Annotated in this window: 25 protein-coding genes; 10 read left to right on the top strand and 15 right to left on the bottom strand. The window is 35.2% G+C overall.

The features are described from left to right. Positions 1-680: 680 nt before the first annotated feature. From RAH34_RS20195 to RAH34_RS20175, 5 genes are all read left to right on the top strand, one after another. Positions 681-1,847, top strand: coding sequence for a T9SS type A sorting domain-containing protein (locus RAH34_RS20195; RefSeq protein ID WP_306597308.1), 1,167 nt, complete (start codon positions 681-683; stop codon positions 1,845-1,847). A 126-nt stretch (positions 1,848-1,973) separates the two neighbouring features. Next, on the top strand, positions 1,974-4,625 hold the full coding sequence (locus tag RAH34_RS20190; protein WP_306597307.1) for a 4-alpha-glucanotransferase: 2,652 nt from the start codon (positions 1,974-1,976) through the stop codon (positions 4,623-4,625). A gap of 139 nt (positions 4,626-4,764) precedes the next feature. Then, on the top strand, positions 4,765-5,739 hold the full coding sequence (locus tag RAH34_RS20185) for a hypothetical protein (RefSeq protein ID WP_114822032.1): 975 nt from the start codon (positions 4,765-4,767) through the stop codon (positions 5,737-5,739). Positions 5,740-5,925: 186 nt separating this feature from the next. Next, positions 5,926-6,375, top strand: a complete 450-nt coding sequence (locus RAH34_RS20180; protein WP_306597306.1) for a hypothetical protein — start codon at positions 5,926-5,928, stop codon at positions 6,373-6,375. Positions 6,376-6,502: 127 nt separating this feature from the next. Beyond that, complete coding sequence (locus RAH34_RS20175) at positions 6,503-7,012, top strand: ferritin (protein ID WP_002981834.1); 510 nt, start codon at positions 6,503-6,505, stop codon at positions 7,010-7,012. Positions 7,013-7,084: 72 nt separating this feature from the next. On the opposite strand, the gene RAH34_RS20170 is transcribed toward RAH34_RS20175, so the two are convergent. Further along, complete coding sequence (locus RAH34_RS20170; protein WP_306597305.1) at positions 7,085-7,234, bottom strand: hypothetical protein; 150 nt, start codon at positions 7,232-7,234, stop codon at positions 7,085-7,087. Between the two features lie 207 nt (positions 7,235-7,441). Beyond that, entirely contained in the window at positions 7,442-10,582 is a 3,141-nt protein-coding gene (locus tag RAH34_RS20165; RefSeq protein ID WP_306597304.1) for an exodeoxyribonuclease V subunit beta, read from the bottom strand. 182 nt (positions 10,583-10,764) lie between these two features. Between RAH34_RS20165 and RAH34_RS20160 the strand changes: the two genes are divergently transcribed. The 4 genes from RAH34_RS20160 to RAH34_RS20145 all read left to right on the top strand — a co-directional run bounded on the left by RAH34_RS20160 (position 10,765) and on the right by RAH34_RS20145 (position 13,961). Further along, positions 10,765-11,511: a carboxypeptidase-like regulatory domain-containing protein gene (locus RAH34_RS20160; RefSeq protein WP_306597303.1), complete on the top strand. Its 747-nt coding sequence runs from the start codon at positions 10,765-10,767 to the stop codon at positions 11,509-11,511. A gap of 1 nt (position 11,512) precedes the next feature. After that, the gene (locus tag RAH34_RS20155; RefSeq protein WP_306597302.1) at positions 11,513-12,319 is read left to right on the top strand and encodes a hypothetical protein; all 807 of its coding nucleotides are present in this window, start codon (positions 11,513-11,515) and stop codon (positions 12,317-12,319) included. A 15-nt stretch (positions 12,320-12,334) separates the two neighbouring features. Beyond that, positions 12,335-13,147, top strand: a complete 813-nt coding sequence (locus RAH34_RS20150) for a carboxypeptidase regulatory-like domain-containing protein (RefSeq protein ID WP_306597301.1) — start codon at positions 12,335-12,337, stop codon at positions 13,145-13,147. A 79-nt stretch (positions 13,148-13,226) separates the two neighbouring features. Continuing rightward, positions 13,227-13,961: an SIMPL domain-containing protein gene (locus tag RAH34_RS20145; protein WP_114822027.1), complete on the top strand. Its 735-nt coding sequence runs from the start codon at positions 13,227-13,229 to the stop codon at positions 13,959-13,961. Positions 13,962-14,014: 53 nt separating this feature from the next. Here the strand turns inward: RAH34_RS20145 and RAH34_RS20140 are convergent, their stop codons facing one another. The 5 genes from RAH34_RS20140 to RAH34_RS20120 form a co-directional block, all read right to left on the bottom strand. Next, a complete protein-coding gene (locus RAH34_RS20140; protein WP_306597300.1) occupies positions 14,015-14,527 on the bottom strand; it encodes a GNAT family N-acetyltransferase in 513 nt (170 codons plus the stop codon). 3 nt (positions 14,528-14,530) lie between these two features. After that, entirely contained in the window at positions 14,531-14,752 is a 222-nt protein-coding gene (locus tag RAH34_RS20135) for a PspC family transcriptional regulator (RefSeq protein ID WP_034695702.1), read from the bottom strand. A gap of 93 nt (positions 14,753-14,845) precedes the next feature. Beyond that, positions 14,846-16,102, bottom strand: coding sequence for a DUF2851 family protein (locus tag RAH34_RS20130; RefSeq protein WP_306597299.1), 1,257 nt, complete (start codon positions 16,100-16,102; stop codon positions 14,846-14,848). Between the two features lie 27 nt (positions 16,103-16,129). Beyond that, positions 16,130-17,278, bottom strand: coding sequence for an N-acetyl-alpha-D-glucosaminyl L-malate synthase BshA (bshA, locus tag RAH34_RS20125; protein WP_079240311.1), 1,149 nt, complete (start codon positions 17,276-17,278; stop codon positions 16,130-16,132). 26 nt (positions 17,279-17,304) lie between these two features. Then, positions 17,305-19,008 (bottom strand): glycoside hydrolase family 3 protein, encoded by a 1,704-nt coding sequence (locus RAH34_RS20120; protein ID WP_114822024.1) that lies wholly within the window; start codon positions 19,006-19,008, stop codon positions 17,305-17,307. Between the two features lie 115 nt (positions 19,009-19,123). Between RAH34_RS20120 and RAH34_RS20115 the strand changes: the two genes are divergently transcribed. Beyond that, complete coding sequence (locus RAH34_RS20115) at positions 19,124-19,663, top strand: hypothetical protein (RefSeq protein WP_306597298.1); 540 nt, start codon at positions 19,124-19,126, stop codon at positions 19,661-19,663. A gap of 87 nt (positions 19,664-19,750) precedes the next feature. Here RAH34_RS20115 and RAH34_RS20110 read toward each other — a convergent pair whose 3' ends face one another. The 8 genes from RAH34_RS20110 to RAH34_RS20075 form a co-directional block, all read right to left on the bottom strand. Further along, on the bottom strand, positions 19,751-20,737 hold the full coding sequence (locus RAH34_RS20110) for a hypothetical protein (RefSeq protein ID WP_306597297.1): 987 nt from the start codon (positions 20,735-20,737) through the stop codon (positions 19,751-19,753). A 151-nt stretch (positions 20,738-20,888) separates the two neighbouring features. Beyond that, positions 20,889-21,485, bottom strand: coding sequence for a GTP cyclohydrolase II (ribA, locus tag RAH34_RS20105; protein WP_034695719.1), 597 nt, complete (start codon positions 21,483-21,485; stop codon positions 20,889-20,891). An 18-nt stretch (positions 21,486-21,503) separates the two neighbouring features. Further along, positions 21,504-21,962: a hypothetical protein gene (locus RAH34_RS20100; RefSeq protein WP_114822022.1), complete on the bottom strand. Its 459-nt coding sequence runs from the start codon at positions 21,960-21,962 to the stop codon at positions 21,504-21,506. After that, complete coding sequence (locus RAH34_RS20095) at positions 21,959-22,573, bottom strand: DUF4254 domain-containing protein (RefSeq protein ID WP_114822021.1); 615 nt, start codon at positions 22,571-22,573, stop codon at positions 21,959-21,961. The genes RAH34_RS20100 and RAH34_RS20095 overlap by 4 nt, the downstream gene beginning before the upstream one ends. 15 nt (positions 22,574-22,588) lie before the next feature. Continuing rightward, positions 22,589-22,801 carry a twin-arginine translocase TatA/TatE family subunit gene (locus RAH34_RS20090; protein WP_076596910.1) on the bottom strand — a complete coding sequence of 71 codons (213 nt, stop codon included), beginning with the start codon at positions 22,799-22,801 and terminating at the stop codon, positions 22,589-22,591. A 31-nt stretch (positions 22,802-22,832) separates the two neighbouring features. Further along, positions 22,833-24,395 carry a murein hydrolase activator EnvC gene (locus RAH34_RS20085; protein ID WP_114822020.1) on the bottom strand — a complete coding sequence of 521 codons (1,563 nt, stop codon included), beginning with the start codon at positions 24,393-24,395 and terminating at the stop codon, positions 22,833-22,835. After that, positions 24,392-25,237, bottom strand: coding sequence for a DUF4292 domain-containing protein (locus RAH34_RS20080; RefSeq protein WP_306597296.1), 846 nt, complete (start codon positions 25,235-25,237; stop codon positions 24,392-24,394). The genes RAH34_RS20085 and RAH34_RS20080 overlap by 4 nt, the downstream gene beginning before the upstream one ends. 103 nt (positions 25,238-25,340) lie before the next feature. After that, positions 25,341-26,357: a sugar phosphate nucleotidyltransferase gene (locus RAH34_RS20075; protein ID WP_114822018.1), complete on the bottom strand. Its 1,017-nt coding sequence runs from the start codon at positions 26,355-26,357 to the stop codon at positions 25,341-25,343. Positions 26,358-26,444 lie beyond the last annotated feature (87 nt).

The raw sequence follows: 26,444 nt of genomic DNA, 5'->3' as shown, positions 1-26,444 counted from the left end.
ATGGTACTGCTAACGCGGGAGAGTAGGCCGCCGCCAGTTTTTATTTTATTTTTAAAAAACCTTTATCTTTACGATAAAGGTTTTTTTGTTTTCTACCCAGCTCAATTCATGAGTAATGAGTAATGAGTAATGAGTAATGAGTAATGAGTAATGAGTAATGAGTAATGAGTAATGAGTAATGAGTAATGAGCAATACATCGATTATTCATCATTCATCACTTGTCATTTATCATTTATCACTTATCACTGATAGCGGACAGCACACACTCCAATGGTCACTCCGCAGGAGTCTCAACAGAGTTCTTCTTTATTAAAATGCTTCGACTCCGCTCAGCATGACACTGCTAATACTAGCTGTTAAAAAACTTAGACATTAATTATCCTGTACCGTCATCTTACATCCTTTAAACCAAACCACATAAAGTTTGATTCCTAGAAAATGACACAATAGTATAGCAATGTGACAATTGAAATAAAGAAGATAGGAGAACAAAAATTTATAACCAATTACTAATTGTGACTCCAGAACCCCGTATCTCGAAACTCGTCATTCATTATTTTTCATCTCTCCACTTTCCCTATTTAAATTTTATTCAAATACCAGGGATTTTTAGTTTTCTAATTCAAAAATTATGTAACTTAGTAAGATAAAAACAATTACGAATCTAAAAATATCTCATATGAAAAAACATTTATTCCCTCTGTTTTTACTGTTATTCGGTGTGAATGCCCAAGCACAACAGGATTTCTTTGCGATTACAGGAAAAGCTACCCAAAGTATTACATTCAATGATTTTCGTGCAATTGATGGCACTAATGGAACTTCAGGAGAAAAGTTTTTTACTGCCGAATCTTCGTCAAAAGTATTTTCTCAGACAAGAAAAGGAGTTGTAGCGGAAGACAAAAATTCTTACAATCATTCTCAAGCCGTAACATTAGCTGCTCTTGCCTATGATTCTTCGAATAATAATCTAGTATACATGCCTATGTTTTCTTCGAATATCTATGTCTTGAATCCAAAGACAAAAGAAATTACTTTAGTAGAAAATAATGTGGCGAGGGTTTCATCATGTGATATTAATTCTCATATTACCAGAATGGCAACCGGATATAACGGAAACATTTATGCTGTAAATAATGCAGGGACACAGTTTTTGGAAATAAGAAAAGAGGCCGGACAATACACTGTAAATGACCTTGGAATCATTAAAGATGATCCTTCAAATGGCAGAAATTCATTTACTGCAATGGAAACAGGTTTTGGAGGTGATATGATTGCTGATGCAGATAATAACTTCTATGTTTTTGCCGCTTCTGGAAATGTTTTCAAAGTTTTGACTAAAGATCTGAAAGCTAAATTTATTGGTAAAATTGCAGGTATTCCTGATAATTATTCAGTTAATGGTTCTGCTGTAAATGCTCAAGGAAAAGTTGTCGTAGCTAGTGCAAAAGGAGGAGCTTTATACGAAGTTGATCTGGAAAGTTTACAGGCTAAACAACTTCCGGGTGAACAAGGGCTTCATATTTATGATTTAGCAAGTAAATATTTTGCTAATGATAAATCTTCAACAGTAAATACTCTGGCTGTTAATCTTGATATTTATCCGACCAGAGTTGATGAACACTATATTAACGTTCATGTTAATAACAATGTAAAAGGTTCCATTAAACTGAACATTTTTGATATGGCAGGTAAAAGTGTTATGACTCAGAACTTATCTGTGAAAGAGGGTTCATTAGATGAAAAGGTATATCTTAAAGGATTGGTAACAGGAGCTTATATTGTAAATATTGCTGACGAATCTGGAAAAGTTATATTCAATAAAAAGATTTTAGTAACAAGATAATAGAGTGCTATAAATCAGCATATAAAGACCTTTTCAAATTATTTTGAGAAGGTTTTTTAATGATTATTTGATATCCAATAAGTTTTATTTTTCGATATTAAAATGTACTTTTATAAAAAAATATAGATGAAACTATACTTTAATGTAGGATATATTGTAAATGCTGGAGAACACCTGCAGCTGGTATTTGGTGAAGAGGAGAATGCCTTACATGTCCATACAATGTTTTATGCGGAGAATGGTCTATGGAAATGTGAAGTAGATTATTTTTCAAAATTTATTTCCTACCATTATCGCGTAGTAAATGAAAAAGGAAATGTGTTACGGGAGGAATTCGTGGGACATCATTTGAGTTTTCCACATAATTATAAGGAGTTTATCATTTTTGATGAATGGAATAATAAAAACTTTCCTGAGAATTATTTAAATAACAAAATTCTTTACAATAAACTGCACGACTTTATTCCTGAAAAAGTTACTGTTTTAAAAAGACATACCCATCTCTTTAGAATAGAAGCTCCTATTTATAATCCGGATTGGAGGATTGTTCTTTTCGGAAGTACGGCATCTTTAGGAAATTGGAGTTACGACAAAGTTATTCATCTTAATCAGACAGATTTTGGAATGTGGGAAGCCTCCGTTGAAATTCCGGAGAATGAATTTATCCAATTTAAATATTGTATTTACGATGCTAAAGAAAATAGGGTTATAGATGTAGAAACGGGAGAAAACAGATTCACGGTAGCTAACCAATTAGCTGATGTTTTGCAGATTGTCTCCAACCATTATTTCAGGTTTAAAGGCTATCAGATGTATCATGATGCAGGTGTAGCAATTCCTGTATTTTCTTTGAGAAGCGAAAATGGATTTGGAGTGGGAGAATTTACAGATATTAAAAAACTGGCAGATTGGACCAAAGAAACCAATCTTGGAATTATTCAGATTCTACCGATCAATGATACAACGGCTAATTATTCCTGGACGGATTCCTATCCCTATGCTGCAGTATCTGTGTATGCCCTGCATCCTCAGTATATCTCCTTAGAGAGCCTTGATTATTCTTTACCGAAAGAATTAGTTAAAGAGTATCTATCTGAAAAAGAGCATTTAAACGCTCTGGATCTGATTGATTATGAAAAGATGATAGAGGGCAAGTGGAAATATCTTACTGCTGTTTTCAATAAGGAAAAAGACAAAATTTATAAAGACAGGAATTTCAAAAAATTCATCAAGGATAATGAATATTGGCTTGTTCCTTATTCTGCGTTCTGTGTTTTAAGAGACAAATATAAAACACCTAATTTCAACGACTGGAAGACCCACAAGAAATATATTGCCGGAAAGATCTCACAGTTTTTTACAACGAAAAATAAAGATTACGATACCTCAATGCTTCATGCCTGGGTACAATATCAATTGCATGTACAGCTGAAAGATGCTGTTGATTATACCCATAACCTGGGAGTTTCGTTGAAGGGAGATCTTCCTATTGGTATTTACAGATATTCTGTAGAAGCCTGGACAGAACCGGAATTATTCGGTATGGATTTCCAGGCTGGTGCACCTCCTGACCAGTTTACTGAACTGGGGCAAAACTGGGAGTTCCCAACTTATAATTGGGAAGCGATGAAGGCGGATGATTACAGATGGTGGAAAAACAGATTCAAAGCATTGGAACAGTACTTTGATGCCATGAGAATTGATCATATTTTAGGATTCTTCAGAATATGGAGAATGCCAATATCTGCTGTACAGGGAATTTTAGGATACTTCTATCCGGCTGTTCCTATTGTAGCGGAGGAATTTAAAGCCTGGCAGATTCCGTTCAATTTTAACAGGTATTGTAAGCCTTTTATCAACAATAAGATTTTATGGGATTATTTTGGTGAAGAAAGCGGAACAGCTCTTGAGTTGATGAACCGTAATGAAGATGGTACTTATACTTTCAAAGAAGAATTTGATACTCAAAGAAAACTCGTTAACTTCTTTAAGAAAAAACCACATGGTTCTCTTGAAGAAAAATTAGTTTCCCTTTGTGCCAACGTTTTGTTTTTAACAGAAGAAAGAAATGGGAAAACAGTTTACCATCCGAGATTCAATGTTTACAATACGGAATCTTATCAATACCTTCCGGAAGCAGAGCAAAAGAGTATTTATGATCTCTATCATGATTACTTCTTCAGAAGACAGGATCACTTATGGTTTGAAAAGGCTATGGAGAAACTTCCGGTTATCCTGAATGCTACCAAAATGCTGATCTGCGGTGAAGACCTGGGAATGGTTCCTGCCTGCGTACCCACTGTGATGGATGAATTGGCTATTATAGCCCTTAAAGTACAGAGAATGCCTTCTGAAAATATTCCATTCTATAATCCTAAGAATGCCAACTATATGAATGTGGTGACGGCTTCTTCTCACGACAGTTCAACATTGAGACAATGGTGGAAAGAAGATCCTGTATTGACACAGAAATACTACAATCAGCAGCTGATACAGTACGGGAAAGCGCCTGAAGATCTCAATCCTCATCTTGCAGAGATCATCATGAAGCAGCATTTATACAACGAGGCAATGCTGGCTATTTTCCCGATCCAGGAGTTTCTGGCGACAGATGCAGAACTAACCAATAAGAAGATGGATAACGAAAGAATCAACAATCCTGCAGTTTTCCCCCATTATTGGCGCTACAGAATGCATATCAAACTTGAAGACCTGAAAGAGAAAAAATCTTTCAATCAAAAAATTGCTCACTGGGTAAAAGATAGTGGAAGAGTGTAAATTTAACAATTGATTATCAGATAGTTAAAAATATTTTAAAAGAAGTTTAATCTTATGATTTAACTTCTTTTTTTTATTTGTATCAAAAAGATAGAATTAAGATATTCTGCTATATATTAACCAATTAACGACTATAGAGATGAAAAAAATATTTTTGGGATTAGCTTTTGGGTTAGGCGTTTTAACGTCAGCTCAGCAGTATCCGAATAATGGTTGGGATGATGACGGTTATTATCAGAATGATGGAGGTTATTACAGTGATCAAGATGATAGAAATTATTTCCCTGATGATTATTATTACAATTATCCTCAGGACTATTATCCAAGTAATTATTACCAAAGCTATTATAACGACTACAGAGGAAGTATTATTAATATCGACTGGAACGGATTTTTCGTACAGAACAGATTAAGCAGATGGCAGGTAGACCAGATTATGAGATTAAATAATCTATATGCAAGTTTTACAGCATGGAATAATTTCTACAGATACAATCCGGACAGATGGTATTATGACAGATTTTATGCTCTGGAGAGAATTTTAGGACCAAGAGTATTTGTAGTTTTCCAGAATAACTATTACAGAGGATCCAGTCCGATAGTTTATTTCCAGAATTACAGAAGAACTTATTATGTACCGAGATATACGGTAATGCCAAGATATAGAAATATTAATATCAACGTTTATAGGGTAGACCGCTCAAGATTCCGCAGAATGGATAATCCTACTTTTGATATTATCAGAAGAGACAGCAGGCCGGATAACGGTTTCAGAAACACAAGAAACAACGGAAACTCAGGAGGCTTCCGAGGAAATAATGGAAGTAATAATAATTCCGGTGGTTTCAGAAACAGCAATGAAGGTGGTTTCAGAGGGAATTCTGATAATGGAGGAAACAGAGGGAACTCTGATAACGGAGGATTCAGAAATAATAATGGAGGCGGTTTCAGAGGGAACAGTGAAGTAAGAAGAGAAGCTCCTAAAAGAGAAGATAATGGCGGATTCAGAGGAAATAATGGAGGTTTCAGACAAAGATCTGAAAATTCTGCACCAAGACAAGGGAACCGTGGTAATAGCGGTGGCGGTTTTAGAGGCAGTTTAGTAAGGAATTAATTTTCATATATTATATTTAAGTGGTGTGAAGGACAGGTTTTTATAATCTGTCCTTTTTTTATTGATTTATTAATTTATTTTTATTGAAATTTAACATTATTTATGAATTTGTTAATTTAACTTGTGTTTTAATTCGTAATCAAAAAGATATAATAACAAAATAACAATTAATTAAATTTTAAAAAGATGAAAAAATTAGTTTTAGCAATAGCATTTATCGGAATAGGAGGTTTTGCAATGGCACAACAGACTACAACTCCACAAGACAGACAGGCAAGAGCCGTTGAAATGAAGCAGAAAATGGAACAGAAACAACAGGAACGTCTGGACCAGATGCAAAAAGACCTTAATCTTAACCCATCTCAGGTAGCACAGATAAAGGCTCTTCAGGATAAAAGAAAAGCTGAAATGAAGGCAGAATTTGACAAAAATAAAGTGGACAGACAAGCTAAGATGCAGGAAATGCAGGCCAAAAGAGCACAAATGGATACCGATATGAAAAAAATCCTTACTCCTGATCAATATGATAAATGGCAGGCTGACAGAAAAGCTAAAGCAGAGAAAATGAAAATGGCAATGAAAGAAAGAAGAATGATGAAAAAGCCGATGAATACGGAAACTGCTGAAGTAAAATAACAGTTTGTAATTTTAGTTTTTTAATGTGTTAAGGATGGATATTGTTCCATCCTTTTTGTATTAATTTTCTTTAAAACTTTTGATTTCGGGCTTTTATTCCCTATTTTTGACTATAAATTTAATACTTATGGTTAGCGAAAAAATTGCAAAATTAATCAACGAACAAATTGCCCACGAACAATACGCCGCTCAATATTATCTTTCAATGTCTGCATGGTTTTCTGGAAAAGACCTGGATGGAATTGCCAACTATTTCAGAGTACAGAGCAAAGAAGAATTGATGCATGCCGATAAAATGTTTGATTATTTGAATGATGTAGGAGGTGAAATTATCATCGGAGAAATTCCCAAACCTCCGCATGAGTTCGAAAATGCGACAGATATTTTTGAAAAAGCATTGGCACATGAGAAAATTGTCACTAAAAGTATTTTCAATATTGTAAAAAATGCAAATGAAGAGGGAGATTTTGCAACAACATCATTCCTGCAGTGGTTTATCAATGAACAGGTAGAGGAGGAAGCGAGTGCTTCTCAATACGTAACAAAAATCAAAATGGTGTGCGATAACCCATCTGCATTATACCTTTTTGATCAGGAATTGTCTCAGAGAGTATTTACTCCTGATACAACTGCTTAAGATTGAAAATTCTTCAAAATATAAAACCGTTATCCTAAGGAATAGCGGTTTTTTTTATTGTATGATATGTCGCTATTTTTTATACGCAGGTCTTTGGATTCTCACTGCAGAAATAAAGACAACTGATCCTAATACAGAGCTCAGAAACAATGAGTTGACAATGTTTTCAGTAGACATATAATGACGGTTATCTTCTCTGGCAGAGGAATCTAAGTAATCCATAATATGATAAATGACCATTGTAGAAAACAACATGATTATCAGACTTATGACAAGGGAAGTTAAATATATTCTCATGGTTGGTTAGTTCTAATCAAAATATAATCAAAGGTTATATTTTATTCGTACTGAATAAAAATAATAAAACCTTTTGTATTTTAAAGACTTTTTTACAAGAATTATGATATTAACCTTTTGGAAATGTTTAAATTATAAATAGATGATCTGAGTTTTGAGTACTTTTTTGCCCAGACGCTCAAGAATATCTTTATACCCTTCTACCTGTGCCTCATCCTTCGCTTTTTGTTCACCGGTTTTGAAATCCACAATGATGTATCCTTCTTCGTCCTTCAGAATACGGTCTGGCCTGAATATATGGCTTTCTCCTCTTTCAGAAATCATGATATCTTTTTCATTGATTACTTCCCATTTTTCATCAAAGAATTCTGCATACGTTCTGACAATTTCCTGCAGCGTAACCTGTATCTCATTTTTCTCCTCCAGCGTAATCTGCCCTTCTAAAGCATAGCCATCCAATACCTTTGCAATATCCTTTTCCGTATTGATTTTCGATAAAAGTTCATGCACAAAAAGCCCGATTCTTACCTTTTCATTTCGTACCTGATAGTTTTTTGAAGGCGTAGCAATTTTGATGGATGTGCTTTTTTCATTAACGTTTTTCAGATTCTCAATATTCTGGGTCTTAAAAGAGGAACTTTTATCTTTCGAATATTTTTTCAGCATCTCAGGATTTACGGCATACACGTCAAACTCATCAGCCTGTTCAGGATTTTTTGTTTGAAGGAATTCCAAAAGCTCCAGATTATTAGAAGTCTTATTGGCTTTTTGAAGATAAAAAAACAATTGTTCAACAGGTCTTGTTGTCGCAACATACTGGAGACATAATCTATCAATCAGATTTTTATAGGAGTTTTTAGTATTGAAAAACAAGATTTCATCATCATAAGCTTCCAGATTTTTGCTGAACTGATTGATGTTGACAGACTTTAAAGCTTGATTTTCATTGGTATCAAACCAGTTGGTAAATTCACTGTCCCGGTTTTTGTTCATCATAGGGATAAAAACAATCGGGAACTCCAGCCCTTTGGACTTGTGGATCGTCATGATCTGGACAGCATCAATATTTTCTGAAGCCTGAATGGTGTATGATGAAGCTTCTTCGTCCCAATATTTCAGAAACTCTTTGGTACTGGCACCTGCATTCTGCGTAAAGTTGAAAAGCATTTCCAGGAAGTTCAGTAAAAAGTCCGTTTCTTTATTTTCAACAGAAAATTCGTTGATGTAATATTCAATGAAATTATAAAGATTGAATCTGGGAAAATTATCCTGTTTAAGCTGTAAAGAATATTTTTGCTGAATAAACTGAAGAATTTCTTCATGGCCTTCAATATCCAGAATTTCTTTCATTCCTAAAGTGAAATCCGGCATATCAATTTTTCCCAATGTATTCAGGTGATACATCATCATGATCAGACAATGCTTATTCTTTGGATTAAGCTCCCAACGAAGAAATTCAATAACCGCTTTTAAGGTATTGGAAAGTTCCAGCGTAAGCCCTTTATCGGAAATCGTTTTAATATTGGTTTCTTCTCCTTTATACTTAACCTTTAAGCTTCCCAGCTTTTGGGAATAACTGAAAATATCAAAATTTCCACGGCAAAGAATCGTAATGTCAGAAAACTTGAAACCATTATCCAGACATTCCTGAATATCTTTCTGCATTCTTTCTGAAGTATCTGTATAGAATTCTTCATTCGTAAGATTGTCGATCAGATTTACCTTTACGCGTCCATCCATTTTGGATTTCGGGTTTTGCTCAGCATCTGCCCCGAAAATATTTTTATGCTCTTCAAGTAGTCCTTCAGAATGAAAGCGGTACAGCTCATTGTTGAATTGTACAATGTTTCTCGCACTTCTCCAGTTATCTTTTAATACCAGAAGATCAGCTTCCTTGGGTGAAAATTCTTTTTTGTTGATAATATCCAGCATCAGTTTACTTTCTCCACCACGGAATCGGTAAATACTCTGCTTGGGATCACCCACCAATGTAAAAGATGTGTATTCTGTAGAAACACTGTGATCTCTCAATGGGACAAAATTCTGCCACTGCAGTTCCGATGTATCCTGAAACTCATCAAAGAAATAATGCTGAAACTGTGAACCTACTTTTTCATAAATAAAAGCGGAAGGTTCATTTTTAAGATTTTCATTGATCAGAATATTAAATTTAGAAAGAAGAACAAGATCATTTTCTTCCTCAATTTTTTGAAGCTCATCCTGAATATCTTTGTTTACCTTTAAAGGGAGAAGAGCAGATAAAACTTTCTCTTTCTTTTGGGTTTCGATGTACAGAAGAATCAATTTCATTCTGTTGTCGAGAAGCTGATCAAGGATTTCGAAAATTTCAGACTCTTTATGTTTTGATTTTGAAGATGCTCCTTTTCTGTAATTATTGATAACAGATTCTTCCTGCGTAGTAGGAAAAGGAAAACCAGCTCTTTTCTGTTGATAAAAATCTATAACCTTAGTAAAGAAGCCTCCGATTCCGTTTTTACCCTGGGCAAAATCTTCAATATCAATATTTCTTGATTTGAATAATTCAATGGAACCGGCAGCCAGTTCTGCAGACTGTTTTTTGTTGAGAACAATCTCTTTACGAAGTGTATTCTTTATATTTTCATAATTGGCATCGTCAAAACTTTTATTGCTTTTCAAATGTTCATAGTGAATATCCTTTACAAATTCCTTCGCAGAATCATAAAGATTTTTATTAAGATTAATCCTTTCATTGTTTTCCAGACTGTAATCTACATAATCCATGAAAGAATTGGAGATGTTTTCATTCTCACCAATCTGATCCAGCATTTTATCAACAGCTTCTATCAGAAACGGCTCAGCTTCAATTTCAAGGTTAAAATTTTTCGCCAATCCCAATTCATAAGAAAAACTTCGTACCAATCTTGAGTTAAAACGGTCAATTGTTCCGATATTCAGTGTGGAATAATTGTGGAGAACGTAGTCCAGTAATTTTTTAGAACGGTGATGAAGCTCATCAATGGTAATTTTTAAACCTTGTTCTTCAAATGCTTTCTGAATGTTTTTCAGATCTGTGTTCTCTGCATAATCTTTCGCTGAGAAATTTCCCAGCCAGGATAAAATTCTTTCCTTCATCTCATTGGCTGCCTTGTTGGTGAAAGTCAGTGCGAGAATATTCCTGATCGACTGCTGTTGATTAGGATAGCGGAGACAGATCATCAGAAGCCTTTGTACCAGAGCATAGGTTTTCCCGGATCCGGCAGAAGCATTGATGACTGTGTAAGAATTTTGCATTGTTGAAAGAGAATTGAGACTGCAAGTTAGCTAAAATTTAAAAGAAACTTTAACAATTTAATTCGGCTATTTAACAGTTTGTAAGGCAAAAATCAAAAAGAAATATTAAAACGCGTTAACTGTGGTTAAACTTATGGGATAAATTAAAAATAATTTTAGCTTTGCTTAATAAAAAATAGCCCGTGAAACTTAAACTATTCTTTTTCTTATCCTTTCTTCTTTTTATCCACACCCATGCCCAAAGTTATATATTTGGTAAGATCATTTCAGAAAGTGGTAGTGAAATGCAGGATGTGAATGTTGTAAATATCCGAACTGACGAGATAGTGGTTTCAAACCGGGATGGCCATTTTATGATTTCCGGAAGACAGGGAGATGAATTGCGGTTTATAAAAGCAGGTTATGAGCGTCTCACAAAAAGAGTTTCTCAGGAAAATACCCAAACTCCTATGAATATAAGCATGGTTCGCAAGACTATTGAGATTCCTGAAGTGGAAGTAAAGCAAGGGCTTACCGGAAACCTTAAAATTGATTCAAAACTTTATAATAAACCAAAAAAGGTTGAAAAACTGATTAAAGAAATGGATCAGTATATTGCTCAGAAATCAGATCCCAGAATATTGGCAGCAAGGCCCGGAGAATTTATACAGCCGAAAGGTGAGGGATTTTCTATAGGAAAAGTTAAAGATAAATGGGATGATGTAGACTTAATGAAATATATCAGAGCAAGCCTTGGCGATGATTATTTTACCAATCTTAAAATAGAGAAACCTCTGATAGACCATTTTATTTACTATGTTTTTGCAGGCGGCTTCGAAAGAAAAAAAATCCTGAAATACGGATTCTGCAGTGAGGCGGATCTGTACAGGTTTCAGCGTTTTGTCCTGACAAGAATTTCATCTTATCGTGCTCCACAAACTCAAAGATAATATGGAAATAAAATATATCAAAAGGGTTTTGTTATTTGTGCTTTTTTGTATCGCTCCGAAATTTTGGGGACAACAAAAAATATCAGGGAAGGTAATAACCGGAGATGAATTGGATTTAGCACCTGTACTCGTTGTAAATATCTCCGGGAATAAAAGCGCATTAAGCGATATGGCCGGGAATTTTGAAATCGAAGCCAAAGAAAATGATGAGATCAGATTTGTAAAAGAAGGATATTATCGTGTTGATAAAAAAATAACCAAAGAAGAGATCAATGCTCCGTTCCATATTATGCTGAGGAAAATAGAAATCCAAATTCCTGAGGTTAAAATAAAGTATAAACCTACCGGAAATCTGGCAAAAGATAATCAACACTATAATGAATCCAGAAAACTTCAGGCCTTGAAATCAGAGATGGATGATTATATGAGAAGTCCATTGAATCAGCCGTTACCTAATAATACTGTTTCGAAGACTTTTACCGGTCATGATTTCAATGCAGGACAAGTCAATTTGTTTGGTGTATTTAATGCTGTAAAGAAATTGGCGCAGCCGAAGGTTACCAAAGCGAATTACAATGAAACTCAGGATTTCCTGAGGAGAGTAAGAAATGAAGTGAACCTGAATTTCCTGAAAAGATACGGAATGGATGAAGAACAGATTGATGCATTTCTTCTTTATGCTGATAAAACGCGTTCATTGGCAAAAAGATACCGAAAGGATTTTAGTATAAGTGTCGTTGAATATGAACTTAAAGTTGCCTTCGCAGAATATAATAAAACCCATAAATTAGAAGGAACACAGGAATAATATATACATTTAAAGTTGGCTTATATCACTGAAAATATTGAAACATTAAAGCAAAGAAATACTTTTCTTTTCCTGCTGCTGCTTTGCAGTACTTTTGTTATGTCCCAGCAGAAAGTAACGGGACGAATAGTGGATGACAATGGCGAAAATCTGACTAAAGTGATCGTGATTAATATGTCTACTGATAAGAAAGTATATTCCGATTCTGAAGGTGTATTTTCTATTGATGCCAATCCCAACGATGAATTAAGATTTGTAAAAGAAGATTTCAACAGAGTCTCCAGAAGGGTTCTTAGCAATGGGAATAACTTACCTCTGTTTATTACACTTCACCAGATTCCGAGAGATGTGGGTGAAGTAAAAATTGTAAAAAAACTCACCGGAGATCTGGAAACAGATTCCCGGATTGTAGCCAAAGTAGATAAAGGAGAGCAGGTAAGAGATGCCGTTGGCCTTCCGCAGCCGGTAGGAAAAATGAGAGAGAAGCCGGCAGAAGTGAAAAGTGTTCTTTTACCAATACTTTTAGGAAACCTCAATGTTCAGGGCGTATATGACCTGATTAGCGGGAAAGCCAGAAGACAGAAAAGACAATACAGGTATGATGATCTTCAGGAACATATTGCCTGGGTTCGGGATAGAATAGACGATGAATATTTTATCAAAGCCGGAATTCCTGGTGACAGAATTTCAGAATTTATTCAGTTTTCATTTCTGGCAAAACCTCAGGTACGAACGTATGTAAAAGCAAGAAATCTTTCCGGTGTCATGCTGAGGCTGGAAGAAACCGTACCACTTTTTATGGAAAGACTAAAGGAGAGTCAAAAGTAATTCAAATGTTAATAAAATCTTAAAATATTGGAATAGAAATTGATACCATATAATGTAACAATCCAAATTCACAAATTTTATGAATAAAAACATTTTTGCAGTAGCTATTGCAGCACTGGGATTTATCATTGGTCTTGGCTTTTTAGGAAATGCTATTAAAAACAGAAATAAATCTGAAAATACCATTTCCGTAACAGGATTAGGAACAAAACAGTTTACATCAGATCTGATCACCTGGTCCGGAAGTTTTTCCAAAAATAATGTAGACCTGAAATCAGCCTATGATGAACTGGCAATGGATAGAAAAGTAATCAATGACTATCTGCTTTCAAAAGGAATACAACAGAAAGAGATCGTATTTTCTTCGGTAGATATTCAGAAGCAGTTCAGAAGCTATAATGATTCAAACGGAAACTATGTTCAGGGGGAATTCTCTGGTTACAATCTTACCCAAAAGGTTTCTATTGAAAGTAAAGAAGTGGGAAAAATAGAAAACCTTTCCAGAAATATTACCGAAATTATCAACAGGGGAATTGAATTCACTTCTTCTTCACCAGCCTATTTCTACACCAAACTGGCTACAGTGAAACAGGAAATGATTGCCAGCGCCACAAAAGATGCAAAAGAACGTGCTGAGAAAATTGCAGAAAACTCGGGAAGCAGTCTGGGAAATCTGAAAAAGGCAACGATGGGAGTGATTCAGATTACGGCACCCAATTCCAATGAAGATTACTCTTACGGTGGAACTTTCAATACTTCATCCAAAGAAAAAGAAGCCAGTATTACTATCAAACTGGAGTATGAAGTAAATTAATATAAATATCAGTAAAAGAAAAACGCCGGAATAGCTTCCCGGCGTTTTATATTTTAAGCATAAATAATTTTATGAATTTCTTTTTTAGCTTCCTCTATATTTTCAGGAGTGTAGTTAGCAAGCAGCCATAAGTTCAAGGATTTTTTTCCTTCACCATAGCTAGGCTGTACATGAGTGGTATCAATCAGGCTGAAATTATTTCTCTGATAAAAAGAATAACGTCTTGCAGCATCTTCACTCAATTCTGCAGGCTCAATTTCGAGGATAATCTGTGGATAATTGTCCGATAAATGATTCATGATATGAGAACCTAATTTTTTACTTCTGAATGCTTCAAACACTTCAAAATGCTCTACAAAAACAAAAGAACTCAGTTTCCAAAGGATGAGGTAGCCAATAGCTTCCGATTCTTGGATAACAGACATGAATTCTACATAAGGATTTGAAAATAAGCTTTCAAACTTATCTTTATCTCTTTGCTCGTCTACAGGAAAAGTTGTGGTGTATGAAGCATAGATTTCCTGAACCCTATGATCTTCTGCAGAAGTAATCGGTAAAAATTCCATAATTTATAAATCAAAGACACTCGGTCTTCTGGTGATGAAAATATCTTTAATCCAAAGGGTAAATGCCAATCCTAAGTAGATCAGAAAGAAAAATCCAGCCGTTGCAAAAGTAGAGTAGATGAAGAAAATTCTCAATTTAGAAACAGGAATTCCCAGCTTGGCACCTGTTCTTGTCAGTACACCAAACCATTCTCTTTCCATTTTATGACGGATATTACTCAGCATTTCCAGATTGTTATTTAAGAGTTAATCTAATACTCAAAGTTAAGGAATTTTTTTGACAAAGATTTTTGAATGATATAACCGGTTCAGATCCCGTTATTCTTTTAAAAGTTTGAATCCGATAGCGCAGGATAAACAGTTTTTCGGTTCACAAAAGGTTTTATGATGATAAATAAGACTTTGACTTTCCAGAGCGCTGGTGATCTGTAATCCAAGCTTTTTCCAGCCATTAATGACGGTATTTTTCTCGCCATCAATTGTCTTGTAAAGCTCAATGATTTCGTCTGCAATATCTTCCTGATGGTATCTGTAATAAGCATATTGTAGGGGGATTACCGTGTTTACAATGAGAAGATCTACAAAATCTTTACTCAATGTTTTAGGCTGCATTTTGGAAATACTTCCGAAATTAAAATGAAAATCCCAATACTCAGAGGCTTTTATAGATTTGAAAATGGAGTAGAGTTGTTCTGCACTTCTCGCTTCCATAATTTTTGAGAACAAATTCTGATGTTTGTAAAGGTCTGCTAATTGAGACAATCGGATGGTTGGAAAATTGGGAGGTCTTAATCTTAAAAACTTAGGATGAAATTTTAAATCAGAAATGGAAAATTTAGCTTTAATGAAATCAAATTCTCTTTTCCATATTGTCATCTGCCCGTCCTGTGGTTTTTCAAGCCATCCTGAAATTCCGAATAATAAAGCTTCAAGCTGAAGAGGATTCTGACGGATTTTATTGACAATACTGTAATCTATACTTTCTGCAATCTGCCGGAAAATTGAAGCATTTACTTTTAAACCAAATGAGTAGGCAAAACTGTGAAACAGCACTGCTTCAAAGTTATTCTTGTACAGATGTAAGTTCAGTTCAAGCTCTGAAGATTTTTCATCCAGTTTTTTCAGGATACTCTCTTCATGAAAATTGACGGGTATTTTTTTAGGATCAAAAATCTTTTCACAGGCAATAAATTCATCTCCATTAATAAGTTTATCATATTTCCATACGATATTTTCATCAATATAATTATGCAGTTCCAATGTTGGAACTTGCTTTTCTGTAAGTTCACGAATTTCTAAGTCGTGCTGAAATACCACATGAAGAATGATATTGTGGTAATTGGGATCCTGGGAATGATTATGGAAAATCCAGTCTGAAGAGCGTACGTGCAGTTCTATATTTCCTGCGAGAACTAGGCCATTGATTTTGATTTTAGCATCAAGAAAATCAGGGCCTGCATTTTTATTCCATTTTCCGAAATGGATGATCTCAACGGAATTTCCTTCAATATCCTTGAAGTCAAAATGTTTGAAAATCTTATAGTTCCAAAGATATTGAAGTAGTTTTTCCGTCATAAGTGTGACGTAAATATAATAGAAATATTATACTTTCGTCAGCTCCTTATTAAAGTTTTCTATGGTTGTTCTATACATTTTCTCATAGATAGGAAGAATGTTTTTCAAATCGAATTTTATCGCCTGATCTTTCGCATTTTGCTTCATTTTGGCTAAAAGTTCATCATTGCTCAACAATTTGATGGTGTAGTTGCTCATGGCTTCCACATTTCCAATTTCAGCCAAATATCCTGTTTCTCCCTGAATATTCACCTCAGGAATTCCTCCTGCATTGGAACTGATGACCGGCGTATAAGCTGCCATAGCCTCCAAAGCTGCAAGACCGAAACTTTCCTGTTCAGAAGGCAGAAGAAATACATCTGAAAGCTGCAAGATTTTATAGAGATCATTCACCTTTCCTAAAAGGCGGATTTTTGAAATAAGTTCCGGGTTTTCTTCCAGAAACTGATTTACTTTTTCCATATCAGGACCTTCACCAATGATGATCAGCTTGGATTTAACTTTTCTTTCCACATTCTTAAAGATCTGCAGCACTTCGTCTACACGTTTTACAGGACGAAGGTTAGACACGTGGATCAGAATTTTTTCATCAGGATTGGCAAACTGAGTTCTCTGGCACTCAGAGCAGTCATCAAATTCAGAATTATCAATAAAGTTGGTAATCACCTGAATTTCTTTTTTGATATTGAAAAACTGAAGGGTATCTTTTTTCAGACTTTCAGAAACTGAAGTAATCGCATCAGACTGATTGATTGAAAATTCTACGGCGTGTTTATAACTTGGGTGCTGCCCTACAAGGGTAATATCTGTACCATGCAGCGTAGTGACCAACGGGATATCATTATTGTCTTCCTTCAGCATTTGTTTTGCCGTAAAAGCAGCATAAGCATAAGGAATGGCATAATGTGCATGAAGAAGATCCAGTTTATAAAGATTGACAACCCTGTAGATCATAGAGCTTAACGCAATATCATAAGGCTGATACTGGAAAAGGGGATACGTCTGAACATTTACCCTGTGAAAGAAAATATTCGGGTTGGTGATATCTAATCTTGCAGGAAGTGCAGAACTGATGAAATGTACTTCATATCCTTTATTGGCAAGGGACATTCCTAATTCTGTTGCTACAATTCCGCTTCCTCCATAGGTGGGATAGCAAAGTATGCCTATTTTCATTAGATTATTGTTGTTTTAATTTTGTATTATTTGGTTTTTGTTGAGGTTGTCATAGGAAGATCTATACCCATTCCTGGTTTCAACTGATCATTAACCAGTACAGGAAGTTTTCCCCATATTTTTGTTTTTCCGTTGAAAGCATCCGCAGTTGCATTCATAGAATCATCATTGTTTTCATACGAAACGAGAACGGTTGAAACTTTTGAGATGTCAATATCCTTTAAGGCATAAGCACTTCCGAATACATTCAGAATGACATTTTGATTTTTGGTAAGATCAGAAAGTACTCTTTTAGATTCTGCTGAAATTTTATAAGGTTTATAAGCCGTAGAATTATCTTTATGGAAACCTACGATAACTGTAGATCCTGCCGGAATAGTTTTAATTTCCCCAGCTTTTTTAATGATAATATTATTTCCCAATCTGTTGGCGAAAGTCTGGTAAGGAGCTTCTTCAAGAGGAACATAATAAATCTGTTTTCCTGTAAGAGGCAGTAATTTCTTTTCGTCTTTTAATAAAGTCAGTGCATTGGAATAAAGATTCTGTACCAATTGGGTATGAGAATTATTATTCAAGTCAGTATTGATATTTTCAGGATTTTTAGGAGTGTATTGAGTTAATCCAAGGAAATATTTGGTTAAAAGGATTTTTTTCACACTTTCCTCTACTCTGGATTGAGAAATTTCTCCTTTATCAATTGCTTTCTGAATCAGTTTTTTACCTTCAGAAACACCTTGTGAGAAAAGCATGATATCATTTCCTGCTTTAAAGGCCATTGCATCCAGTTCACCAGGTTGGTATTTATTGGCTACAGCGCCCATATTTAATGCATCAGTGATGATTAAACCTTTGTAACCCAGCTTATCTTTCAGTAATCCTGTAATAATATTTTTAGAAACAGAAGCGGGAATTCCTTTTTCTGATTCTAAGCTTGGAACATATAGGTGGGCAACCATTATCCCTCCGATTCCTTTATTCATTAATGCCTTAAATGGTGCCAGTTCCACGGTGTTAAGTCTGTCAATATTGTGAGAAACTACAGGGAGATCAAGGTGAGAATCTGTGCTGGTATCTCCGTGACCCGGGAAGTGTTTAATCGCAGCTAAGATATTATTATCCTGAAGACCATTGGAGTAGGATAGGGCAGAGGTGATTACATTATTCACTTCAGAGCCGAAGCTTCTGTTCCCGATAATCGGATTATCAGGGTTGGTATTGACATCCACTACAGGGGCAAAATCCCAGTTGATTCCCATTCTTTTGCAATCCTCTGCAATTTTTGCAGCCATCTGATACACAAGATTTTTATCCTGAATAGCACCTAATGTCATGGCCCATGGAAATTTGTGAGCGGTGGCAATTCTCTGGTATATTCCCCATTCTGCGTCCATACCGATCATCAAAGGAACTTTAGACTTTTGCTGAAATTCATTCACCAGGTTTATTTCCCTAGCTGCATCATCCTGCATTAAAATCAGACCGCCTATTTTATCATTCGTAACGATATTTCTTATCTCGCTGATATACTCTTCTCCTCTGTTGGTATACAATGCCACAATAAAAAGCTGTCCTAGTTTTTCATCCTGAGAAAGATTTTTATAGGTTTTATCAACCCATTCCTGAGCTTTTTTTACCTCTTCCTTAGTAGCATTTTTTGGCTGATACTGGGCTTTCACCTTAGGGCTTATCAATGCAGCAATAAAGAGTGAAGTGTATAATAATTTCTTCATGACTTTTTGAATAAGAACAAAAATACAATTAAAAAAGTGAGGAAAACAAAGTTTTTGAAATTTTTGGTATATGATTTGAATACGCAATATAAATAATAACTAAACTTTACTAAAAATGAAAAAAATACTTCTTTTCTTATTCCTGGGGGCTGTAGGTTTTACTGCTTATAGCTGTGATAATAGTGATGATGTTGTGGTACAAGGTCAGGATAATGATACGTATTCAACAGCATATGATATTATTCCGAAATTTAATAAACAAGATAGCTATACATATCATTTTGATGATGCATTTAAAAGTCCATTACTTGAATCTGATGTAGTTCTGATTTATTTACAGACAGGTCTTACCAATAATAATTCTCCAATCTGGAAATTACTTACCTATACAGAATATCCTAATAATGGTGCTGATAAAGTTGAATACTCATACGATTTCAGTAAGTTTGATATAGGAATTGATGTGAGATCAACTACTGGAGTTAACCTTGATAATAATCCAGTATACTACACGAACAAAAAATTCAGAGTTGTCATTGTTCCTGCAAAAACAGGTACATCTAAGAGTGAAGCAGCTGCTGCAGTTGATTATTCAGACTACAATAGCGTAATTAAGTATTACAATATTGATGAGTCTAAAATCAAGACTAGATAATTTAGAAATATCTTTTCAGTTTTTTATAATTAAAAAAGTCCCGGGAGAACATCTTCCGGGGCTTTTGATTTTTTTATAATAATTGGGTTAGCAACCTCCTCTAAAACCACATGGTAGATCTGGGTCTGGCGTAGTAACTCTAGGTGGTACTACATGAGTTGGATCAAATGTTTTTTTTATTATTTTTACATTTCTAATGTCAATTGTATATGCACTCTCAGGAACATGATTGGCAGGCCTTTCACCTGATTGTTCGGGTAAATAATATATGATAAGGCTATTCTTAGGTGCTGTTGTAGAAAAATAAAAAGTGTAGGTTTTGTCCTCACGATTCCATTCGGTTGTTTTTTCCGTCTTTTGTGTTTTATAGTAGTTAGCAACAACAACTTTTCGTCCAACATTCGGCCTCTCAGCGCAGGGATCATTTCCAGGTATTTGTGGTGAGTCTGATAATTCCAAGGCTAAAGTTGGAACTGCTTCACTTTTATCAATATTAAATAAGTCGTCATCTAATCTGTTTTCTCGATTGTTATTTTTAGTAACATATATGTAATCTGATATGTTAGAAGTTATAATAATTTCATATGTTTTATTCTCTTCAAAATATTGTTCTATCGAAATTGCATTTGAAATTGGATCGTCTACTATGGTTGCATCTCCTCTTGTTGAAATAACTGTTTTACTGCGATTCTCTGCTTTTAGCATAACACCATGCCAATACAAATAGCCTGAGTAGTTAGGAACTCGACGTGGCTTTCCATAGCCCCTAACTAAATATCCATTTTGCTCTATTGGATTTGGTCCATAACATTTTGTTGAAGTAAAATAACTCCCTTGTGGACTTATTAAATCTGTAAAAGAGCATCCCCCATTTTCGTTTATGACACCAGTAGTAAAAGATAAATCCATTATAACTGATTCGGTAGCATTCTTAGCTAACATATTTTTAGATATCAATGAAAGCTCAGTAGTATTTTTAGGAAGTGAGTTTTCATCTTGAGAATAAAGTATATCATTGCTATTTGCACAGCCAATGAAAAAAAGTGAAGAAATGATAAATAGTGTTTTTTTCATAAAATTATAATTTCATCGCAAAGATAAAACTTTATAAAAAATACACTAATTGGTGAAATGTTATAGAAATAGAATGTTCTATTAATTTCAGTAATTAAAAAGCTCCAAAAAAATATATTTCTTGGAGCTTTTTATTATATCTTTTGGAAAATTAATTATCATTGTCATCCAGAAGATGTCCAAAGAAGTCTTTTTTGGTTTGCAGATATCCTTTGCTTATTTCATTGGCAGGAATCTGTAACGGTACTCTTGAATTAAGGTGAATATTGCTGTCTACAACATATTTTACCTTTTCAGGATTATTGGTGAGAAGGTTGATATCTTTTACATCCAATAGATTCAGGATTTCAATGGCTACGCCAAAGTTTCTATCATCTGCGGGAAGTCCCAGTTCAAGATTAGCCTGTACAGTGTCCAGACCTTTTTCCTGCAGGGAGTATGCCTTCAGTTTATTGATGATCCCGATGTTTCTTCCTTCCTGGCGAAGGTAGATGATAATTCCACCGTTTTCATGGATATATTTCATTGCAGCATCCAATTGTTGGCCGCATTCACATTTTTTTGAATGGAAAACTTCTCCGGTAATACATTCTGAATGGAAACGAACATTGACCGGTTTTGAAAAATCTGTATTTTCAGCAACAATGGCCATATGCGGCATCCAGTCGTTTTCGTTTTCGGAGAAAGCGATCATTCGGAAAGTGCCGTGCTCTGTGGGAACATTGGCTTCCGCCTGAATTTTAATCATTGATAGTTCAATTAGTTTTTAACTTCCTGGCAAAGTATCTTCAATAACAGAAATATTGGTTTTTAAACGCACCAGATATCTGTTCAGCACTTCATCGTCGTCTCTGTCAAGATTTTGCCTTAGCTTTTGAATTTTTTTGTATGATTTTTCGAAGCTTTTAAGGGCTCTGCCTTTTCCTGCAGAATTGCTGGCATCAATAGCATATAAATAATTCTGAAGACTGTATTTCAAGCTGGTGATCTCGTCATTTAATCCATTGTTTTTAAACTTGGGAAAAGTAGAGATCATGTTTGAAATTTCAGAAGCATTTACATTCTGTTTGATATTGATATTAAAATTCTTCTTAGAGCTTCTGTCTGAATCAGACCCTTTAGCATCACTGTAAAAATTATTTGACAACGGAGAAAGATTGAGCTTCTCCGATGCGCAGGAAGATGTTAATATGATAAGTACTCCAAAGAAAAATAGTCGTTTCATTTTTGTTGCCCTTTTTGATAAAGGATTGGGTTAAGACTTTCATCGTTGTACATTTTCATTTGTTTGTACACTTTCATCTTAACGTTACCGTTTTCAATATCAGTAAGCAACTGATCTATAGAAGTTGATAGGTCTTCTTTCTGAGTAAGCAGAACATCCAGTTTAGCCTGGCAGTTGTTTCTGTGTTCTTCAGAAGCAGATTCTCTATTAGCTTCTAACGACATATGATAAACCTTTAATGCAAGAATTGATAGCCTGTCTACTGCCCAAGCGGGAGTTTCTGTATTTATTTTTGCTTCAGGTTTAGGAGTTATATTTTCAAACTTATTAAGAAACCAGCTGTCAATATATTCTACCAGATCAGTTCTTTTCTGATTGGAGGCGTCTATTGTTCTCTTCAGTTGAAGAGCGTCTGCCGGATCAATATTTTCATCTCTAATTATATCTTCCAAATGCCATTGAACGGTATCAATCCAGTTCTTTGCATACAAAATCCGTTCCAAACTATCTTTTTCGAACGGGTTATTAATTAGAGTGTTAACGTCATCAGACACGTGATAGTCTTCAATAGCTTGATTGAAGACTTTCCATGCAGTCTCGGTAAATTTCATTAATTCTGCGGAATTTTAGTTGCTGGAAGAATTGTTATTGTTGGATGCCGATTTATTTTCAGAACCAGGTTTATCTTCTTCTTTTACTGCATCTTTAAATTCCTTGATTCCTGAACCTACTCCTCTCATTAATTCCGGAATTTTCTTTCCTCCAAAAAGTAATACCAAAAGTATTGCTACGATAAGGATGTGCTGCCAAGATAAGGCAAGTATTGTTAGTGTATTCATCTCTTAAAATTTTTGCAAAGTTACACTTTTTTTAATATGAAATCCAACCTAATGGATCAACTGGTGTACTTCCGTTCCATACTTGGAAATCAAGGGTATAAGCGCCATCAAAATCCTGAGCTATTGTACCTACCGGAGTTCCTGATGAAACCTGCTGTCCTTTGGAAACGCTTACATTTCCTAAGTTGGAATAAATGGTAAAATAACTTCCGTGTTTGATGATTACAGTCTTTGTTCCGTCATTGTTGGCGAGAACTGAAGATACTGATCCCGGGAACACTGATTTTGCGCGTGTACCTGAAGGAACGGAAATTTTAATCCCGTTATTTTCTTCAGTAATATTTTTGAAAACAGGGTGTGGCTGTCTTCCGAAACGGTGAGTGATTTGTCCGGCTCTGTCTGCAGGATAACCAAGTCTTCCTCTGTTATCTGCAAAACTGCTTCCTGTAGCGGTGGAAACTCCGTAGCTTGTCATGGCTTTGGTCTCTGCTGCCTTTTTCTCCTCTTCTTTTCTTTTTGTAAGAGCTGCTTCTGCTGCTCTTGCCGCCGCCAATTTATCAGCGGCTTCTTTAGCTCTTGCATTGGCCTCATCCGAAGCTTTTTTAGCGGCTACTCTTCTGGCTTCATCTCTGGCATTGGCTTCTGCTTTTGCTGCTTCTTCATTACGTTTTCTTTCTTCTTCCGCTCTTTTTGCTGCAAGATCTGCTGCTCTTTTGGCTTCTGCTTCTGCAAGTCTTCTTTCTCTTTCAAGGGCCTCTGCTCTTGCCTTGGCTTCCGCTTCAATTCTTGCTTTTTCTCTTTCAGCAGCTAGTTTTGCCAAACGTATTTTTTCTGCTTCCGCTTTCTTTCTGGCTTCTTCTTCTGCTTTGGCAATTCTTATTTCTTCTGCAATAATAGCTCTGATCTGTCCTTCCAATGCTTTAGACTGAACTTGTTTTTGTTTAAGTTCAGCAGTCAGTTTAGATTCGTTTTTCTTGAAATCAGCTACCAATTGCTCCTTTTGAGCTCTCTCGGCATTGATGGTTGCCAGATCTTTCTGTTGGTTAACCAATAGAGTTTCCTTCGCTTTTACAGAGTTTTGTTTCTGAGCGATGGTTTTTTTGATGAGATTAGCGGCATCTGTGATTTCAGCTGCTTTTTTATCCTGGTAGTCCGAGTATTGCTTCAGATATTGAACTCTTCGTATGGCTTCTCCTAAATTTTTAGCAGAAAGTATAAACGTTACTTTGTTCTGTACTCCTTTGTTTTTATAAGCATTCACCAAAACTTCAGCATAGTTTTTTCTTAAAACAGCCAGTTCTTTATTCTGACGGTTGATTTCCAGCTGACGTAAGTAGATATCATCTTCAATGAATCTTTTTTCTTTCTGCGTATTATTATAAACCTTTTCTCTTAAAACCAATTTTTGGTTGACATTAGAGAGATAGGCTACGGAAAGTTTAGATTCACTTCTGGTTTTGGCTAAATCGGTATTTATTTGTGCAATTTGTTTTTTAAGTTCGGCATTCTGCTTTTGCAGCTGTTCTTTGGTCTGCTGTCCATGGTGCAGTCCGAACATCAAAACACCTATTAAAAAGCTAAATTTTCTAATCATTTAATCTCAATTTTCTTATAACTGGATGGTACAGAATAAGGTGTTTCCATCCTCGAAAAGTCAAATTTCGTATTTTCCAGTAAAATCTGACTAGATTTTGAGCCTTTTATAATTATTTTAACATTTTTTGGAAGGCGAATTCCTTCGTATTCATTCCAGTCACTGTAAGAAACCTCCAGTTCGTCTGACGATAGAATATCTTTTAAATTGACAGCGAGTAAATCGTAATTTGTATCATACTGGAGAGCCACTTTATACTCTCTGTTTTTTTCATCCGTTACTATTTTCTGGTTGGTATTGGAAACCATTTTAAATCCCTGTGCATTTTGTGTCAGGTCAAACTGTCTGTCATTAATTTTTACGAAAGTTCTTCCCAGCAATATTTTTTCCAATGATTTATAATCAATGAAATTAACATTCAGCATATTATTAAGATAATCAAAGTCGGAATCTATATAGGTTTTATTGATTTTATCCTGTCCTTTTATCCCTTCCGGTGTAGCAATACCTCTTGCTGCATTGATGAACAAGGCTCTGAGATTCATCCACACCTTTTTATCATTTTCAATATAGATGGTTGCATCCAGTGTAGGAACATAGCTTCCGGTCTCTACCCTTACTTTGCTGTCTATTTTGATTTGATCAAATTTTGGTGGGATCAATACATGTTCGTAAAAAGTGAGCTTATCCCGCACCGGTTCATTGACATCTTTTGGGCTTCCTTCATCTTTTGTAGTATTAATGCTGTCACGGGTCTGATCTGTACCACTTTGAGCAGTGTTACGGGTCTTACAGGATGATAGGGCAAGAATCAGTAAAAGAAAAGGGATCCAGTTTTTCATGTATTTATCTTTAATTAAAAATACGTTGCAATATTAACGCCAAACCACACAAAATCTTTTGTGTGGCTTGATGATATGATGTTTATATAAATATTTTCTATTCTTATTTAGATAAAAAATCTAAAACGGAATAATCTCCTAAAGAAATTTCTCTGGCAACTCCGAAATACTGTGCAGAATTACCGATCATAGAATTGGAAAGATTTCCATGGTTGATTCTTGTATTTTCCTGAATAAGAGAGTTCTCGATATTAGAGTTTACAACAGTTGTGTTGTTTCCTAATGAAACTCCAGGACCTACTTTTGAATTGGATATTTTCACATTTTCTCCAATAAAGCAAGGCTGAATAATCAGAGAGTTTTCAATCACAGCCGAAGCCGGATAATTCTTCATTTCCTCTTTTTCATATTCAAGGATTTTGCTGTTGGTTTCTACTGTAGCATTTTTGTTACCGCAATCCATCCAGTCGTTTACTTTTCCAAGGGTAAATTTCGCTCCTTTAGCTCTAAGGTTTTCAAGAGCTGTTGTCAATTGATATTCACCACCATTTTTAATATCATTATCCATGATATAATTGATTTCTTCCATCAGCTTTTCAGCGCTGTTGAAATAATAAATACCAATAATGGCAAGATCCGAAACGTACGTTGTTGGCTTTTCAACAAAGTCGGTAATGAAACCGTAATTATCCAGTTTTACAACCCCGAAAGCCGATGGATCTTCAACACTTTTCACCCAGATTACTCCGTCAGAATTTTTGTCCAACTGGAAGTCTGCACGGAAAAGAGTGTCTGCAAAAGCAATAACGATATCACCCTGCATAGACTGTTCCGCACATTTAATGGCATGAGCGGTTCCAAGAGGATCGTTTTGATAATATATGCTTCCTTTTGCTCCCAGCTTTTCAGCAATCTGAATAAGGGATCTTTCGATCTCAGGGCCAAAATCTCCGATGATAAAAGCTACCTCTTCAATATTTTCTCCTGCAACTTTAGCAATATCCTCTACCAATCTCTGAACGATCGGTTTTCCAGCAATAGGAATAAGAGGTTTTGGAACTGTCAGTGTATGTGGACGTAATCTGGAACCACGTCCAGCCATAGGCACAATAATTTTCATAAATTATATGTATAAAAGATGTTTTGTTAGTTGTTTTTGATATTTAGGTTAAAGATAATAATTAAAACCTTTGGAAAAGTATGATTT

Origin of the sequence: Chryseobacterium sp. WLY505 (assembly GCF_030846215.1) — a bacterium.
Taxonomy (GTDB): Bacteria; Bacteroidota; Bacteroidia; order Flavobacteriales; family Weeksellaceae; genus Chryseobacterium.
The sequence above is the reverse complement of the archived record's forward strand: the minus strand, read 5'-3'. Positions and strand labels throughout refer to the sequence as shown.